Here is a 17,164-nt window from a genome sequence, read left to right as displayed (position 1 = left end):
AGCGCGTGCGACGACCGCGGGCACGCGCCGGGCGATGTCGGTGGCGGCTGGCAGACTGATCGGGTGACCAGTACCGAGACCGCCGGCCCGGCCGGCGAGCACAGCCGCCCCACCCGGACCGACGACCGCGAGCGCCCGCCCGCCGCCCGCGAGGAGACCGCGGAGCAGGCCGCGGAGCAGGCGGAGCCGGCACCGGAGTACGTACTGCCGCTGGTGGTGCGCCTGGAGCGGGACGCCCCGCCGGCGCGCACCGACGCGCTGGAGACGGCGGCGCGGGCGGTGCTGGTGCTGCTCTCCGACGAGCGGGCGGTCGGCGCGGGCGAGTGGGCCCCGGTGGTGCACGCCTGGCAGGACTCCCGGATACGCAAGGTGGTGCGGCGGGCGCGCGGCGCGGAGTGGCGGCGGGCCGCGGCGCTCCCCGGCATCACGGTCACCGGCCGCGAGGCCGAGGTCCGGGTCTTCCCGCCGGTGCCGCTGGACGGCTGGCCGAAGGACCTGGCGCGGCTCCAGGTCTCCGGCACCGAGCTGGACGATCCCGGCGCCCCCGCGGAGCCGGCGGACGACGTGCCGGTGCTGTGGCTCAGCCCGGCGCTGGAGATGTCGGCGGGCAAGGCGATGGCGCAGGCCGGGCACGGCGCGCAGCTGGCGTGGTGGGGGCTGGCCGCGGCGGAGCGGGAGTCCTGGCGCGCGGCGGGCTTCCCGCTGGCGGTGCGGACGGCGAAGCCGGCGGCGTGGGCGGCGCTGACCACCGGCGGGCTTCCCGTGGTGCGCGATGCCGGCTTCACGGAGATCCCCAGCGGTTCGTGCACGGTGGTCGCCGACCATCCGGCGCTGCGCGGCTCCACGCTGCCCTCGGCCGGCTGACGACCGGGCCCCTGCAGCGTCCGCGGGTGCGGCGGCTGGCCCAGGCCACCGGCGGGGTGCTGGTGGCGCCGGGCGCGGCGGTCGGGTTCGAGGTGGCCCGCTGAGACCCGGCCGGAGGCGGCGGCCGGTGCACGTCACACCGGGGACGCGGCCCGCGCGGCCGGCGTCGTTCGAAGCTCAAATCAACCTCTGAACCGCGCGGTGGCACGATTGGCCGGGCCACGCGGGGTGAGAAGTACCCCGACCGAGGGGAGCGACAGGGGGGACCATGCGGTATTTGGGGACGGGCATCGGCTGGCGGCCGGAGATCGCCGACGAGATCGCCGCGCTGCCCGGGGTGGACTGGGTGGAGGTGGTGGCCGAGAACGTCTGCCCGGACCATCTCCCGGACGCCCTGCGGGAGTTGCGGGAGCACGGCACGACGGTGGTGCCGCACGGCGTCTCGCTGGGGCTCGGTGGCGCGGACCGGCCGGACGCCGGTCGGCTGGCGGCGCTCGCCGAGCGGGCCACTGCGCTGGACGCCCCGCTGGCCACCGAGCACCTCGCGTTCGTCCGCGCGGGCGGCCCGCTGACCGCGTCGCCGGTGATGGAGGCCGGGCACCTGCTGCCCGTGCCGCGCACCCGGGACGCGCTCGACGTGCTGTGCGAGAACGTCCGGATCGCCCAGGACGCGCTCCCGGTGCCGCTGGCCCTGGAGAACATCGCCGCGCTGTTCTCCTGGCCCGGCGAGGAGATGACCGAGGGGCGCTTCCTGTCGGAGCTGGTCGAGCGCACCGGGGTCCGACTGCTGATCGACGTCGCCAACCTCCACACCAACCACGTCAACCGCGGCGAGGACCCGGCCGCGGCGCTCGACGAGCTGCCGGTGGAGGCGATCGCCTACGTCCATGTCGCCGGCGGTGTCGAGCGGGACGGGGTGTGGCACGACAGCCACGCGCACCCGGTGACCCGGCCGGTCCTGGACGTCCTCGCGGAGCTGTGCGCCCGGGTCGATCCGCCCGGTGTGCTGCTGGAGCGCGACGACGACTTCCCCGAGGGCGCGGCGCTGGCCGGCGAACTCGACGCGATCCGCACGGTGGTGGAGGGGGTGCGCCATGGCGCGGCGGTCTGAGACGCCGGACACCGGTCCGGCCCGGGAACGGCTGGCGCTGGCGCAGGCGGCGCTGCTGTCGGCGCTGGTGGCCGGGACGCCCGCCCCGGAGGGCTTCGACCGCGCCCGGCTGCGGGTGCAGAGCCGGGCACTGGCCGCCAAGCGGGCCTCGGTGGTCGCCAAGGTCGCACCCGAACTCCCGGAGATCCTCGGCGACGGCTACCGGCCGGCCTTCCTCGACTACGCCCGGAACCGCCCCATGGGCGGCGGCTACCGCCAGGACGCCCTGGACTTCGCGGCGTTCCTGCTGGCCCGGGAGCGCCCCGCGGACCCGGTGGCGCGGCAGCGGCTGATGCGCTGGTGGCGCGACCGCGCCGGGTCCCGGCCGCCGTCCGCGGGCCCCGCGGCGCGCCTGGCACGGGCCGCCGCCCGGCGCGCCGAACCCCTGCGCCGCGCCCTGCGCCGCACCTGACGCAGGAACCGACGGCCCGCCCTTCGCATTTCTGCTCGCGTCCGCGGAGTGAAGCGGCGGGCCGGTGCCGCGAGTTGGGCGGCACCGGCCGGCTCCGGCAAGATGTCCGCATCGTGATGAAGCTCATGGCGGCGGCGCCCGCCGTCCCGTAGAACCTCCGCCATGTGGCTCCTTTTCCTCCTGCTCGCCTGGGCCGCGGCGATCGCCTCCTGCGTCCGGGTCTGCCGCGCGGCGGTCGTCGCCGGGCACGCCCTGCACCGCGCCCAGGGCACCCCGCCGGACGCCGGCCCGGCCCCCGACGCCGCCCCCGCCGGGCTGACCCTGTACGAGACGGCGTACCTCTCCGGCGGCCCGCACCGGCTCGCCGACGTGGTGCTCGTCCTGATGGCCCAGCAGCGGCGGCTGCACCTGGCCCACACCGGCTGGGCCACGGTCGTCGACCCGGTCGGCCAGGACCCCGTCGAGCGCGCCGCGCTCACCGCCATCGGCCCGGAGGGACAGCAGCGCATACCGGCCGTACGGCAGGCCCTGTCCGGTGCCGACGCGGTCCACGGGCTGGCCGACCGGCTGGTGCGCGCCGGTCTCGCGGCGCCCGGCACGGTCCGTACGGGGGTCGGCTCGGCCGTCCGCCAGTTGCGGGCCGCCGCCCTCGTGGTGCCGCTGGCCGCCGGCGCGACGTACTGGGCGGCGCCGCCCGGCGAGGTGGACGGGCTGGTGCTGGCGTGGTTCGCGCTGCCGCTGATCCTCACCCTCGGCACCTGGATCGTCGCCCGCGCCGAGGCCCACCCGTACACCGGCTGGGCCACCGACGCCGGCGAGGCGCGACTGCGCCAGGAGCAGCACGGCGCACGGGAGAGGCGGCCGGGCCCGGCCGCGTCCCCGGCCGGGCTGACGGGGCTGGCGCTGTTCGGGCCCGCCGTGCTCACCGATCCCGGTTTGCGCGAGGCGCTCCACTCTTCCGGGGCATAGCGTCCGACACCGCCGTACGGTGCTTTACTTTGCCACCAATCGGCCCAACTATCCCTTTTGTATGCCCACCGTGCGACCCAGTGCAGCGAGCCCCTCACGGAGCCCCCGCACCGCGCACCACGCACCATACGAAGGGACGGCTCGTGAGAGCACTTGCGTTGTACGGCGCCCTCGGGTCGCTGGTCCTGACCGGCCTCGCCACCGCACCGGCCGGCGGCGCCGTCCGGGACCCGTCGGCGCCGCCCGCCCCCGTCCACCCCCTCACTTTCGGCCGGTGCGCGGCCGTGGAACACCTCCCGCCGTCGATCGAGTGCGGCACCCTCACCGTGCCGCTCGACTACGCGCGCCCCAACGGCAAGAAGATCAGGCTGACGGTCAGCCGGTCCCGGGCCACCGCGCCCGGCGAGCGCCAGGGCGCCCTGGTCTTCAACCCCGGCGGCCCCGGCGCCTCCAGCCTGCAGTTCCCGCTCTACGGCGGGCTGCCCACCTGGCGCCGGACCGCCCGCGCCTACGACTTCGTCGGCTACGCGCCGCGCGGGGTGGGGCACAGCGCGCCGCTGTCCTGCGTGAACCCCAAGGAGTTCGTCAAGGCCCCCACGGACAGCCCGCGCTACCCCAGCGAGTCCTTCAAGCGGAAGAAGGTCGCGGAGGCCAAGGCGTACGCCCACGGCTGCGCCCAACGGGCCGGCGCCGACCTGCCGTTCTACAACTCGGTCAACAACGCCCGGGACCTGGACATGCTGCGGGCGGCGCTCGGCGAGAAGAAGCTGACGTTCATGGGCGCGTCCTACGGGACGTACTTCGGCGCGGTCTACGCGACGCTGTTCCCCGGCCACGTCCGCCGGATGGTCTTCGACAGCGTGGTCAACCCCGCCCCCCAGCAGATCTGGTACCGCAACAACCTCGACCAGAGCGTCGCCTTCCAACGCCGCTGGCACGACTGGCTGAACTGGGTCGCCAAGCACGACGCCACCTACCACCTGGGGGCCAGCAAGGAGGCCGTGCAGCGCGCGTACGACACCGCCGTCACCCGGCTGCGGCGGGAACCGGCCAACGGCCGGGTCGGCCCCGGCCAGCTGCAGGCGGCGTTCCTCAAGACCGGCTACAACGACGCGTTCTGGCCGCTGCGCGCCGACGCGCTGTCGAAGTACCTGCACGGCGACGCCCAGCAGCTGCTCGCCCAGGCGCTGCCCTCCCCCGACGCCGTGGGCGAGGAGAACGCCAACGCCGTCTACACCGCCGTCGAGTGCAACGACGCGGCCTGGCCGCGCGACTGGCGCGTCTGGGACCGGGACAACACCTCCCTCGCCCGCACCGCGCCGTTCGAGACCTGGGACAACGTCTGGATGAACCTGCCGTGTGCGTTCTGGCCGAACCACCGGCAGTCGGCGGCGGCCGGCGTCGAGGAGGCGATCCGCACCACCGCCCACCGGGCCGCCAAGGGCGCACCGGCCACCGGCGCGCTGGCCGACGCCTCCCGGCACGCCGCCGCCACCGCCCTGGACTCCGCGCTGGGTCCGCGCGGCCCGCTGGACGTCCGCACCGAGCCCGGCGCGCTGCCGCCGGTGCTGCTGCTGGCCGCCGAGCGGGACGCGGCCACGCCGTACCCGGGCGCGCTGGAGCTGCAACGGCGGCTGCCCGGTTCGTCGCTGGTCACCGAGCGGGCGGCGGGCACCCACGGCATCGCGCTGGGCGACAACGCCTGTGTCAACGCCCATGTGGAGGCGTATCTGCTGCGCGGGAAGGTGCCCGGGCACCGGTCGTACTGCGGCCCGCGCGCCGAGCCGGTGCCGGGGCAGCCGATCCAGCGGGGCCGGCAGGCGCTGGTGCAGCAGCAGGTGAAGGTGAAGGGGCCGTAGGGCAAGGACCGCCGCCCCGGTGCACGCGTACGGGCCGTCCCTCCGGGGGCGGCCCGTACGGCTGCGGGGTGCCGGCCGGTGCCCCTGCGTGCCGGGGGCCGGCGGCCGGTCAGGCCAGGCCGGCGACCAGCTCGGCGACCGGCTTGCGGCGGCCGGTGTAGAAGGGGATCTCCTCGCGGACGTGCCGCCGCGCCTCGGAGCCGCGCAGGTGGCGCATCAGGTCGACGATGCGGTGCAGCTCGTCGGCCTCGAAGGCGAGGATCCACTCGTAGTCGCCGAGCGAGAAGGAGGCGACGGTGTTGGCGCGGACGTCGGGGAAGCCGCGGGCCATCTTGCCGTGGTCGGCGAGCATCCGGCGGCGGTCCTCGTCGGGGAGGAGGTACCAGTCGTAGGAGCGCACGAACGGGTAGACGCTCACGTAGTCGCGGGCGTGCTCGTCGGCCAGGAAGGCCGGGATGTGCGACTTGTTGAACTCGGCGGGGCGGTGCAGCGCCATGTTCGACCAGACCGGCTCCAGCGCGCGGCCCAGGCGGGTGCGGCGGAAGCGGTTGTACGCCTCCTGGAGGTCGTCGGAGTTCTCCGAGTGCCACCAGATCATCACGTCCGCGTCCGCGCGCAGGCCGGAGAGGTCGTAGGTGCCGCGGACCACCACGTCCTTGGCGGCGAGCTGGGCGAACAGCTCCTCGACCTCGTCGGCGTAGCCGGACCGGTCCTCGGGCAGGACGTCGCGCAGCCTGAAGACCGACCAGAGGGTGTAGCGGATGACCTCGTTGAGGTCCTTGGCCTTCTTGCCGGCGTTGGGGATCTTGGCGGAGTCGGGGGTGGAAGCGTCTGTCATGTCGTCCATTCTCACTCGCCGGCGACGGCGCCCGCCGCCAGGGTCCCGAGGATCTCGTCGGCGGCCCGGCCGGCGGAGCCGATGCACGCCGGGATGCCGACGCCGTCGTAGAGCGCGCCGCAGACCCGCAGCGGGCCCGGCAGGCCGGCGACCGCGGCCCGGACACGGGCCACCCGGTCCACATGGCCGACGGTGTACTGCGGCAGCCCGCCGTCCCAGCGGGTGACGGTGGTGGCCACCGGCCGGGCGGCCAGGCCGACCGCCTCGCCGAGGTCGGCCAGGGAGAGCCCGACCAGTTCGGCGTCGTCGCGGGCCAGGTCCGCCTCGTCGCCGTAGCGGCCCAGGGAGGTGCGCAGCACGAAGAGGTCCGGGTCGGCCTCGGCGATCCAGTTCCACTTGTGGCTGGCGAAGGTGGACGCCTTGATCCGGTGGCCGTCGACCGGCGGGACGAGGAAGCCGCTGCCGCTCGGCACGGTGACCAGGTCGGCTCGCCGGAAGGCCATGGTGACCAGCGCCATCGAGGCGTACTCGACGGCGGCCAGTTCGCCGGCGGCCGCCGGGGAACCGGGGCGGAGCAGTCGTGCGGCGGCGGCCGCGGGGGCGGCCAGGACCACCGCGTCGGCGGTGAGCGCGTGGTCGCCGGCCCGGATGTGCCAGCCGTCCGCGCCGGTCCAGTGCAGGGCGTCGACCGGTGTGCGCAGCAGGATCTCGCCGCCGGAGCGGCGCACCGCGTCCGCGACCGCGCCGGGCAGGGCGCCGATGCCGCCGGCGATGCCCATGAAGACCGATGCCGGGCCGGTCGCGGCCGGGCCCTCGGGCACGGCGGCCGCGGCGCGCTCCTGGGCGGCCCGGACACCCTCGATCAGCGAACCGCCGCGGCGGGCCGCGTCGAAGAGCTGCGGCACGGCGGCGCGCATCGAGATGCGGTAGGCGTCGCCGGCGTAGACCCCGCCGAGCAGCGGCTCGACGAGCCGGTCGACGACCTCCCGGCCGAGCCGGGCCGCGACGTACTCGCCGACCCCGACGTCGGTGCCGGCCTCGGTCGTCGGCAGCGTCCGGTCCTGTTCGAGGCGCGCCAGGCCCTCCGGGGAGAGCACCCCGGAGGCGGCCAGCGGCCCCAGGTCGCCGGGGACGCCCATCATGTGCCCCTTGGGCATCGGGCGGAGCGCACCTCGGGTCCACAGCGAGGCGGTGGCGGTGCCGGGCGGCTGGAGCCGGTCGGCCAGGCCCACGGCCCGCGCCAGCTCCACCGCCTCCGGCCGCCGGGCCAGCATCGACTCGGCACCGAGATCGACCGGCACGCCCGCGACGTCGCCGGCCAGCAGCTTGCCGCCGAGCCGCCCCGACGCCTCCAGCAGGGTCACCCGGGCCCCGCCCGCCAGCAGCCGGTGCGCGGCGGCCAGCCCCGCGATCCCGCCGCCGACGACCACGACATGACCGGGCGCCCCGCCCGTACCCCTGTGCGCTGTGCTCATGCCCTCCACTCTCTCAGAGCCGGTCCGGGCCGTTCGGGGCCGGTCCGGGCCCCCGGCAGCCGGTCGGCGCCCGATGCGCCCGGGGCGTCCGGCGCCGACCGGTGAAGGTGGCCGGCCGCACCGTTGACACCGGGCGGTGCCGGGCAAAGACTCGGGGCGGCGGGCGGCGATCTTCGTACCGCCCGGCCGGCCCGAGCCGGTACGCGCGGACGGCCCAGACAGCGCAGACAGCGAGGACACAGCCTGATGACCGAGCCACACGCAGGGGACGCCGTACGGGACGTCTACATCGTCGACGCGGTGCGGACCCCGGTCGGCAAGTACGGCGGCGCACTGGCCGGGACGCGCCCCGACGATCTCGCCGCCCATGTGCTGCGCGCCTTGGTGGACCGCACCCCGCGGCTCGACCCGGAGCGGATCGACGACGTGTACTTCGGCGACGCCAACGGCGCGGGCGAGGACAACCGCAACGTGGCGCGGATGGCGGTGCTGCTGGCCGGGCTGCCGGTCACGGTGCCCGGGGTGACGGTCAACCGGCTGTGCGGGTCCGGGCTGGAGGCGGTCGTCCAGGCGGCGCGGGCGGTCGCGCACGGCGACGCGGAGATCGCGGTGGCCGGCGGCGTGGAGTCGATGAGCCGGGCGCCGTACGTGCTGCGCAAGCCGGAACGGGCCTTCCCGGCGGGCCATCAGGAGATGTTCTCCTCGACGCTGGGCTGGCGGATGGTCAATCCGCGGATGGCGCCGGAGTGGACGGTGTCGCTGGGCGAGGGCGCCGAGCTGATCGCCGGGAAGCACGGCATCACCCGCGAGCAGCAGGACGTGTTCGCGCTGGCCAGCCATCAGAAGGCAGTCCGGGCCTGGGCGGCGGGCGACTACGCCGCCGAGGTCGTGCCGGTGCCGGGGGTGGACCTGGCCCGTGACGAGACGATCCGGGAGAGCTCCTCGCTGAAGGCGCTCTCCAAGCTGAAGCCGGTGTTCCGCGCCGAGGGGGGCACGGTCACCGCCGGCAACTCCTCGCCGCTCAACGACGGCGCCGCCGCACTGCTGCTGGTCAGCGAGGAGGGACTGCGGGCCACCGGGCGGGAGCCGCTGGCCCGCGTCCGGTCGAGCGCGGTGACCGGCGTCGAGCCGCAGCTGTTCGGGCTGGGCCCGGTCGAGGCGGTCCGGCGGGCGCTTGCGCGGGCCGGGCGGGGCTTCGGCGACCTGGCGGTCTGCGAGCTGAACGAGGCGTTCGCGGCCCAGGCGCTGGGCTGCGTCGCCCAGTGGCCGGAACTCGACCCCACGGTGGTCAATCCGCGCGGCGGCGCCATCGCCATCGGCCACCCGCTGGGCGCCTCCGGTGCCCGGCTCGCCGGCGCGGTGGCCCACCAACTCGCCGCCCGGGGCTCGGGCACCGGCCTGGCGGCCCTGTGCATCGGCGTGGGTCAGGGGTCGGCGATGGTGCTGGAGCGCTAGGGCGCTGTCGCTCCGACGGGTCGGGCCCGGGGACGGACCGGCGGTCCGGCGTCGGGCGTTCGGCGGGCGTGCGGCGGCGACATGGGGGACACTCGTTGACCAATCAACTGTCCCCGCTATCCCGGAGGTTGGCCCGATGGCCCTGCTCGACCCCAAGGACTGGTGCGCCCTGCGCGGCGGCCCCGCCGCGGCGCTGGAACCGGCGACCGGCGAGGCGCTGGCGGAGCTGACCCTGGCCGCACCCGCCGACGTCGCGGACGCGGCGATCGCGGCCGCCGCGGCGCAGCGGGACTGGGCGCGCCGGCCGTACACGGAGCGGGCCGCGGTGCTGCGCCGGGCCGGCGACCTCGTGCACCGGCACGCCGAGGAGATCGGCGAGTGGCTCGTCCGGGAGGCCGGCAGCGTCCGCGGCAAGGCCGGGTTCGAGATCCGCACCGCGGCCGAGGAGTGCTACGAGGCCGCCGCGCTCGCCCATCGCCCGCTCGGCCAGGTGCTGCCCTCGGGCGCGCCGCGCCTGTCGTACACCACCCGGGTGCCGGCCGGTGTGGTCGGGGTGATCGCACCGTTCAACGTCCCGCTGGTCCTCGCGGTCCGGTCGGTCGCGCCGGCTTTGGCGCTGGGCAACGCGGTGGTGCTCAAGCCCGATCCGCGGACCGCGGTGTGCGGCGGGCACGTGCTCGCCGCGGTCCTCGCCGAGGCCGGTCTGCCGGAGGGGCTGCTGCACGTCCTGCCCGGCGGCGCGGACGTGGGACGGACGCTGGTCGAGGACCCGCGGGTGCGGATGATCTCCTTCACCGGCTCGACCGCGGCCGGCCGCAGCGTCGGCGCGCTGGCCGCGCAGCACCTCAAGCGGGCCCATCTCGAACTGGGCGGCAACAGCGCCTTCCTGGTGCTGCCGGACGCCGATCTGGACGCGGCGATGTCCACCGCCGCCTGGGCGTCGTTCTTCCACCAGGGCCAGGTGTGCATGACGGCCGGCCGGCACCTGGTGCACGCCTCGCTCTACGACGAGTACGTGGCGCGGCTGGCGGCGAAGGCGGACGCGCTGACGGTCGGGGACCCGTTCCGCGCGCAGGTCCACCTCGGCCCGGTCATCGACCGCGGGCAGCTCGACCGGATCGACGCGCTGGTGCGGGAGAGCGCCGCGGCAGGCGTGCGGATCGCCGCCGGCGGCACGCATGAGGAGCTGTTCTACCGGCCGACGGTCCTCGCCGACGCGGGCCCGGACGCCGGCGGTCCGGGCTCGGTGGGCGCCTCCCCCGCGTACGGCGAGGAGGTCTTCGGGCCGGTCGCGCCGGTCCGCGCCTTCAGAACCCTCGACGAGGCGGTGGCGCTGGCCAACGAGTCCCCCTACGGGCTGGCGCTGGGCGTCGTCACCCGTGACGCGGCCCGCGCCCTGGAGCTGGCCGACCGGATCCCCACCGGGCTGCTGCACATCAACGACCAGACCGTCAACGACGAGCCGGTGGCGGCCTTCGGCGGGCTGGCCGACTCCGGGACCGGCGCCCGCTTCGGCGGCGAGGCCAACCTCGACGCGTTCACCGAGACCCGCTGGACGACGGTGCGCGCCACCCCGGCGGCCTACCCCTTCTGATCCCGCTGCCCGCTTCCGGTCCGGCCGGGCGCCGCCGGTCCCGCACCACGGCACCCCGCACCGCGATCATGGAACACGGTGGAGCGGACGGAACCGACCGGAACACGGCACCGAACGAGAGGAGACGGCGATGGCGGCGCCGGAGCGGCTGGTGGTCATCGGCGGCGACGCGGCGGGGATGTCCGCCGCCTCACAGGCCCGGCGGCTGAAGGGCCCGGACGCGCTGGCCGTCACGGCCTTCGAGCGCGGCCGCTTCACGTCGTACTCGGCCTGCGGCATCCCGTACTGGGTGGGCGGCCTGGTCGACGGTCCGGACGCGCTGATCGCCCGGACCCCGGACGAGCACCGGGCCCGCGGCATCGACCTGCGGCTGCGCACCGAGGTCACCGAGATCGACCTGGACCGGGGCCGGGTGCGCAGCCGGGATCTGGCGGACGGCGGCCGGGAGGAGTGGACCGGCTTCGACAAGCTGGTGGTGGCCACCGGGGCGCGCCCGCTGCGGCCGCCGCTGCCGGGGATCGACGCGCCGGGCGTGTACGGGGTGCAGACGCTGGAGGACGGGCAGCGGCTGCTGACCGGTCTGCGCGGCGCGCCGGTCCGGCGGGCGGTGGTGATCGGCGCCGGTTACATCGGCGTCGAGATGGCCGAGGCGCTGGTGCACCGGGGCTACGAGGTGACGGTGCTGGAGCAGGGCGCGCAGCCGATGTCCACCCTGGACCCGGACATGGGGGCGCTGGTGCACACCGCGATGTCCGGGATGGGCATCGAGGTGGTGACCGGCGCGCGGGTGACCGCCGTGCTGACGGAGGGGGCGGACGGCCCGGCCCGCGCGGTGGTCACGGACGACGCCGAGTACCCGGCGGACGTGGTGGTGCTCGGGCTGGGCGTCCGCCCGGAGACTGCGCTGGCCGAGGCGGCGGGTCTGCCGCTGGGCCCGTCCGGCGGCCTGCGCACCGACCTGGCGATGCGGGTGGCCGGCCAGGAGCACGTCTGGGCGGGCGGGGACTGCGTCGAGGTGCGCGACCTGATCACCGGCGAGCACCGGCACATCGCGCTGGGCACCCACGCCAACAAGCACGGCCAGGTGATCGGGTCCAACGTGGCCGGTGGCTGTGCGACCTTCCCGGGGGTCGTCGGCACGGCCGTCAGCAAGGTCTGCGATCTGGAGATCGCCCGCACCGGGCCGCTGGAGCGCCAGGCGCGGGCGGCGGGGCTGCGGTTCGTGACCGTCACCATCGAGTCGACCAGCCGCGCCGGCTACTACCCCGAGGCCCGCCCGATGCACGTGAAGATGCTCGCCGAGCGGCGCACCGGGCGGCTGCTGGGGGTACAGATCGTCGGCCGGGAGGGCGCCGCGAAGCGGGTGGACATCGCCGCGGTGGCGCTCACCGCGGGGATGACGGTGGAGCAGATGACCGCCCTGGATCTGGGTTACGCACCGCCGTTCTCACCGGTGTGGGACCCGGTCCTGGTGGCGGCCCGCAAGGCGACCGCGGCGGTGCGGGAGGCCGGGGCCTGACCCGGAGGGGCCGGCCCCGGCCTCCCGCCCCCTTCAGCGCGCGGTCCGGGTGTGGACGTACTCGACGAGGCGGGTCAGCGCGTCCGGGTCGGTGTCGGGCAGCACGCCGTGGCCGAGGTTGAAGATGTGGCCCGGGAGGCCGGCGGCGGCGTCGAGCACCTCGCTGGCCTTGGTCTCGACGGCCTCGCGGGGGGCGAAGAGCACGGCCGGGTCGAGGTTGCCCTGGAGCGCCTTGCCGGGGCCGACCCGGCGGGCCGCCTCGTCCAGGGGGATCCGCCAGTCGACGCCGACCACGTCCGCCCCGGCCTCGCCCAGCAGGCCGAGGAGTTCGCCGGTGCCGACGCCGAAGTGGATCCGCGGGACGCCGTGGGAGGCGACCGCGTCGAAGACCTTGGCGGAGGCCGGCAGCACCGAGCGCCGGTAGTCGGCCGGGGAGAGCGCGCCGACCCAGGAGTCGAAGAGCTGCACCGCACCGGCCCCGGCCTCGATCTGGACCTTGAGGAAGGCGGCGGTGATGTCCGCGAGCCGGTCCAGCAGGTCGGCCCACAGCTGCGGGTCGCCGTACATCAGGGCCTTGGTGTGCTCGTGGTTGCGGGACGGGCCGCCCTCGACGAGGTAGCTGGCGAGGGTGAACGGCGCGCCGGCGAAGCCGATCAGCGGGGTGCCGCCCAGCTCGCGGGTGAGCAGGCCGATGGCCTCGGTGACGTAGGGGACGTCGCCGGGCTCCAGCGGGCGCAGCCGCTCCAGGTCGGCCCGGCTGCGGATCGGGTTCTCGACGACGGGGCCGACGCCGGGCTTGATGTCGAGGTCTACGCCGATGGCCTTCAGGGGCACCACGATGTCGCTGTAGTAGATCGCGGCGTCCACGCCGTGCCGGCGCACGGGCTGCAGCGTGATCTCGGTGACCAGCTCGGGCCGCGTGCAGGAGTCCAGCATCGCGATGCCCTCGCGGACCTTGCGGTACTCGGGGAGCGAGCGCCCGGCCTGCCGCATGAACCACACCGGCGTGTGCGGCACCGGCTCGCGCCGGCACGCCTTGAGGAAGGCCGAGTCGTACGTCGCGGTCTGCTGCTGGCCCGTCCGGGCATCGTTGGCGCTCACGCGGCAAATCTTCGCATGCGCCCCTCGGCACCTCCGAACGGGCGACGCGCGCATCGGGTGTCCTCCCCGTATGCGCGCCGTCTTCCGCCTACCCTTCCGGGCATGGCTGCGGCTCAAGAACACCTCGCGGACAGCGCGGACGAGACACCGATCCCCTTCCGTCAGGCGGTCGAGGCGCTCCGCGCGGCACGACTGCGGCCGGAGATCGAGACCGACCCGACCCCCGCGCCGAAGCGGCTCGCACCGTACGCCTACGCGCTGGAGGCCGCGGTCGTCGAACGTGGGGCGGGGCCGGACGGCGAGGACCGGGATCTGGCGGACGGGCGGCTGGTGGTGCTGCACCAGCCGGCCGGCGACGAGACCTGGCAGGGGACGTTCCGGGTGGTGACGCTGGCCCGCGCGGAGCTGGAGCCGGAGATGGGCACCGATCCGCTGCTGCCCGAGGTGTCGTGGTCCTGGCTGACCGGTGCGCTGGAGGCGCGCGGGGTGCGCTACGGCGCGCCGAGCGGGACGGTCACCCGGGCCGGGTCGCACTACTTCGGCGGGCTGGCGGCGCGGGAGCCGGTGACGCAGATCGAGATCCGGGCGTCGTGGACGCCGGAGGAGGGGCCCGGCGGGGTGCCGGATCTCGCGGCGCACCTGTCGGCGTGGTGCGATCTGCTGTGCCAGGTGGCGGGGCTGCCGCCGACGCCGCTCGAACCGGCGCCGCCCGGCGGGGTGGTGGCGCTGCCGCAGCGCCGCGGTCCGCAGGCCCGCTGAGGGAGCAACGCGACGACAAGGTGCCGCGTGTCCGGGATGTCCGGGTGCGCGGCACTTCGCCGTTTCCGTACGCCTGTGATCACCTCGATGTGCAGTCCATGCCCACCTTGATCGCTCACGCATCCGATTTGCCCGAATTGCCCCTAACTAAATCGTGATCAAACTCTAAAGTCCCGACGTATTGCTGCCGAAGAGGTCAGTGACCCTTCAAACACGGATCATTCCGGCTTTCCCCAGCCGGCTTCCGTCCCCGCCACTCCCCAGGAGGCCCGGTGTCAGTTCTCCTTGAGCAGCCTTCGAGCCTGGTCGCCTACCGCCCGAACAAGCCGACCGCCATGGTCGTCGTGGCCGACCCTCGCGTCCGCTCCACCGTCACCCGTCACCTGTGGGCCCTCGGCGTACGTGACGTGATCGAGGCTTCGTCCATCGCGGAGGCCCGTCCCCGCGTCGGCAACCCGCGCGACATCTGCGTGGCCGACGTCCACCTTCCCGACGGCTCCGGCCTGACCCTGCTGTCCGAGACCCGGGCGGCCGGCTGGCCCAACGGCCTCGCACTGTCCGCGGCCGACGACATCGGCGCCGTGCGCAACGCCCTCGCCGGCGGCGTCAAGGGCTACGTCGTCACCGGCACCCGCACCAACCTCGGCCTGCCGGGCCGGCCGGGCACCTCTCCGATCGGGGCCAACGCGGCCCGTATGCAGCGGCGCCCGCCGGGCGCCCCGGGCCACCCCGGCGGCTACCGTGAGCTGTCCGGGCGCGAGGTGGAGGTGTTGCGGCTGGTGGCGGAGGGCCAGTCGAACAAGGCCATCGGCGTCTCGATGGGGCTCTCGGCGCTGACCGTGAAGAGCCATCTGGCCCGGATCGCGCGCAAGCTCGGCACCGGCGACCGGGCCGGGATGGTGGCGGTCGCACTGCGCACCGGCATCATCCACTGAAGCCCGCCTCCCGCCCCTTCTCGCCCGTCGAGGGAACATTCCCCCGACGGGCGACGTGCATACACAGATACCCTTGACTGGTGACCGACGCCCAAAAGACCGCAGCAGACACGACACTGCGAGCACCCGGAGAGTCGCCTCCGGCATCCCGACCGGCGCCGGTACCCCTCCTGGACCCCCGCGAGGGCATCCCCCCGGTGACCGCCACGCCCGAGGCGCTCGCCGAGGTCGTCGCCGCCTTCGCGGCCGGCCGCGGTCCGGTCGCGGTGGACGCCGAGCGCGCCTCCGGCTACCGCTACGGCCAGCGCGCCTATCTGGTCCAGCTGCGCCGCGAGGGCGCCGGCAGCGTACTGATCGACCCGGTCGGCTGCCCTGACCTCTCCGCACTGGGGGAGGCGCTCTCCGACGCCGAGTGGGTGCTGCACGCCGCCACCCAGGACCTGCCCTGTCTGCGCGACATAGGGATGGTCCCGAGCCGGCTCTTCGACACCGAGCTGGCCGGACGGCTGGCCGGCTTCGCCCGGGTCGGCCTGGGCGCCATGGTCGAGAACGTCCTCGGCTTCGCCCTGGAGAAGGGCCACTCCGCCGTCGACTGGTCCACCCGCCCGCTGCCCGAGCCGTGGCTGCGCTACGCCGCGCTCGACGTCGAGCTGCTGGTGGACCTGCGCGACGCGCTGGAGGAGGAGCTGGACCGGCAGGGCAAGCTGGAGTGGGCCCGGCAGGAGTTCGCGGCGATCGCCGCCGCTCCCCCGCCGCCGCCCCGCAAGGACCCCTGGCGCCGCACGTCCGGCATGCACAAGGTGCGCCGGCGCCGGCAGATGGCGGTGGTCCGGGAGCTGTGGACGCTGCGCGACCAGATCGCCCAGCGGCGCGACGTCTCGCCCGGCAAGGTGCTCGGCGACGCCGCGATCGTCGAGGCCGCGCTCCAACTTCCGCCCAACACCCACGCGCTGGCCGCGCTGTCCGGTTTCGGGCACCGGATGGGCCGGCGTCAGCTGGAGCAGTGGCAGGGCGCGGTCGACCGGGCGCGGTCGCTGCCGGAGAGCGAGCTGCCGCAGCCCGGCCAGCCGCTCAACGGCCCGCCGCCGCCCCGCTCGTGGGCCGACAAGGACCCGGCCGCGGCGGCCCGGCTCTCGGCCGCCCGCGCCGCGGTGACCGCGCTCGCCGAGCGGCTGAACCTCCCCCAGGAGAATCTGATCACCCCCGACACCGTGCGCCGGCTGTGCTGGGAGCCGCCGGCCGGCCCGACCCCGGAGACGGTCGCCGACGTCCTGGCCGGACACGGCGCCCGTCCCTGGCAGATCGAGCTGGTCGCGCCGCTCCTGGCCGAGGCCCTGCTGTCGGGCACCGGGGACCGCTGACGGCCCCACCGCTCCCCGCCCGTGTCGACCGGGACCGATCCTCGGGATCAGTCCCGGTCGACGTGCGTCCGGAGCACCTTGCGGCTGGTGGCGTCGATGTCGTAGGTGGTCTTCTTCCAGTCGGCGGTGGTGACCACGTCGACCGACCAGGCCGGCTTCCGACTGCCGCCGTCGGCCTCGCCCAGCTCCACGGCGCTGACCGTGCCCCTGGTCCTGGCGGTGGCCGTCCAAACGGCCTGCTGCGGGGTGACGGTGGCCGCGACGAGCCGCTCGGCCAGCTTCTTCCGGTCGCCGGCGTCGGCGGAGTCGGTGCGCGGCGGCTCGGCCTTGCCGCTGACCGCATCGACGTGGACCACACGGACCGTCCCTCCGGAGGTGGCGACCTGCGTCCGCCAATACGGGCTCTTCGGCGTGCCCTTGAGCTCGGCCGCGACCGGCTTCGCGGCCCGCACCTCGGCGACGGCGGCGCGCAGCGCCCGCTCGTAGTCGACCTTGGCGGCGGGGATCAGCGCCTTCCGTTCGGCCTGGTCCGCGGTGAGCCTGGTGCCGGGCGAGGCCGCGGGGGCCGAGGCGGGGACCGCCCGCTCGTGGCCGGCGGCACCGGTCCCGGTGGCGTGGTCGTTTCCGCAGCCCGCGAGCAGGGCGCCGCCCAGGGCGACGACGGTGCAGAGCACCGCACTCCTCTGTGTAGTCATGTGATCACTTTAAGTGGGAGAGGGTCGGGTTTGCGTCAGGACCCGGCGGGATCCGGGCGTTTCCGGTCCGCCGCCGCGCGACCGCACCCGCCCGCCGGGCGCACACCCCCGTCCGGCCCGTCCGCCGGCGCGGTGTGACCTTCACCGCTCCGGGCGGTGGGGGTGGGCAGGGTGGTTA

Annotated in this window: 13 protein-coding genes and 1 pseudogene; 10 read left to right on the top strand and 4 right to left on the bottom strand. The window is 75.5% G+C overall.

What is annotated here, in order from left to right; all coding sequences use genetic code 11:
- Positions 1-63 precede the first annotated feature (63 nt).
- From K2224_RS35655 to K2224_RS35640, 4 genes and pseudogenes are all read left to right on the top strand, one after another.
- Entirely contained in the window at positions 64-864 is an 801-nt protein-coding gene (locus K2224_RS35655) for a peptidyl-tRNA hydrolase (protein WP_221911247.1), read from the top strand.
- A gap of 268 nt (positions 865-1,132) precedes the next feature.
- Positions 1,133-2,426: pseudogene (locus K2224_RS35650) on the top strand (DUF692 domain-containing protein).
- Positions 2,427-2,588: 162 nt separating this feature from the next.
- Positions 2,589-3,395: a TIGR04222 domain-containing membrane protein gene (locus K2224_RS35645; RefSeq protein ID WP_221911246.1), complete on the top strand. Its 807-nt coding sequence runs from the start codon at positions 2,589-2,591 to the stop codon at positions 3,393-3,395.
- A 143-nt stretch (positions 3,396-3,538) separates the two neighbouring features.
- Positions 3,539-5,254, top strand: a complete 1,716-nt coding sequence (locus tag K2224_RS35640) for an alpha/beta hydrolase (protein WP_260693671.1) — start codon at positions 3,539-3,541, stop codon at positions 5,252-5,254.
- A 109-nt stretch (positions 5,255-5,363) separates the two neighbouring features.
- Here the strand turns inward: K2224_RS35640 and hemQ are convergent, their stop codons facing one another.
- A complete protein-coding gene (gene hemQ, locus K2224_RS35635; protein ID WP_221911245.1) occupies positions 5,364-6,101 on the bottom strand; it encodes a hydrogen peroxide-dependent heme synthase in 738 nt (245 codons plus the stop codon).
- Between the two features lie 2 nt (positions 6,102-6,103).
- The gene (gene hemG / locus K2224_RS35630) at positions 6,104-7,567 is read right to left on the bottom strand and encodes a protoporphyrinogen oxidase (RefSeq protein WP_221911244.1); all 1,464 of its coding nucleotides are present in this window, start codon (positions 7,565-7,567) and stop codon (positions 6,104-6,106) included.
- 246 nt (positions 7,568-7,813) lie between these two features.
- Here hemG and K2224_RS35625 point away from each other — a divergent pair, with 246 nt between their 5' ends.
- The 3 genes from K2224_RS35625 (at position 7,814) to K2224_RS35615 (ending at position 12,135) form a co-directional block, all read left to right on the top strand.
- A complete protein-coding gene (locus K2224_RS35625) occupies positions 7,814-9,022 on the top strand; it encodes a thiolase family protein (RefSeq protein WP_221911243.1) in 1,209 nt (402 codons plus the stop codon).
- Between the two features lie 136 nt (positions 9,023-9,158).
- Positions 9,159-10,616: an aldehyde dehydrogenase family protein gene (locus K2224_RS35620; protein WP_221911242.1), complete on the top strand. Its 1,458-nt coding sequence runs from the start codon at positions 9,159-9,161 to the stop codon at positions 10,614-10,616.
- A 130-nt stretch (positions 10,617-10,746) separates the two neighbouring features.
- The gene (locus K2224_RS35615) at positions 10,747-12,135 is read left to right on the top strand and encodes an FAD-dependent oxidoreductase (RefSeq protein WP_221911241.1); all 1,389 of its coding nucleotides are present in this window, start codon (positions 10,747-10,749) and stop codon (positions 12,133-12,135) included.
- A gap of 33 nt (positions 12,136-12,168) precedes the next feature.
- Here K2224_RS35615 and hemE read toward each other — a convergent pair whose 3' ends face one another.
- Positions 12,169-13,236 carry a uroporphyrinogen decarboxylase gene (hemE, locus tag K2224_RS35610; RefSeq protein ID WP_221911240.1) on the bottom strand — a complete coding sequence of 356 codons (1,068 nt, stop codon included), beginning with the start codon at positions 13,234-13,236 and terminating at the stop codon, positions 12,169-12,171.
- 102 nt (positions 13,237-13,338) lie between these two features.
- Here hemE and K2224_RS35605 point away from each other — a divergent pair, with 102 nt between their 5' ends.
- The 3 genes from K2224_RS35605 to K2224_RS35595 all read left to right on the top strand — a co-directional run bounded on the left by K2224_RS35605 (position 13,339) and on the right by K2224_RS35595 (position 16,291).
- Positions 13,339-13,995, top strand: a complete 657-nt coding sequence (locus K2224_RS35605; protein WP_221911239.1) for a DUF3000 domain-containing protein — start codon at positions 13,339-13,341, stop codon at positions 13,993-13,995.
- A gap of 272 nt (positions 13,996-14,267) precedes the next feature.
- A complete protein-coding gene (locus tag K2224_RS35600) occupies positions 14,268-14,930 on the top strand; it encodes a response regulator transcription factor (RefSeq protein WP_018536954.1) in 663 nt (220 codons plus the stop codon).
- Positions 14,931-15,010: 80 nt separating this feature from the next.
- Positions 15,011-16,291: a ribonuclease D gene (locus K2224_RS35595; protein WP_221911238.1), complete on the top strand. Its 1,281-nt coding sequence runs from the start codon at positions 15,011-15,013 to the stop codon at positions 16,289-16,291.
- A gap of 47 nt (positions 16,292-16,338) precedes the next feature.
- On the opposite strand, the gene K2224_RS35590 is transcribed toward K2224_RS35595, so the two are convergent.
- Complete coding sequence (locus K2224_RS35590) at positions 16,339-16,986, bottom strand: PepSY domain-containing protein (RefSeq protein WP_260693670.1); 648 nt, start codon at positions 16,984-16,986, stop codon at positions 16,339-16,341.
- Positions 16,987-17,164: the final 178 nt, after the last annotated feature.

It is taken from the genome of Streptomyces sp. BHT-5-2, from assembly GCF_019774615.1.
Classification (GTDB): domain Bacteria; phylum Actinomycetota; class Actinomycetes; order Streptomycetales; family Streptomycetaceae; genus Streptomyces.
Note: the sequence above shows the minus strand (reverse complement) of the source record. Positions and strands in the feature narration are given on the sequence as shown.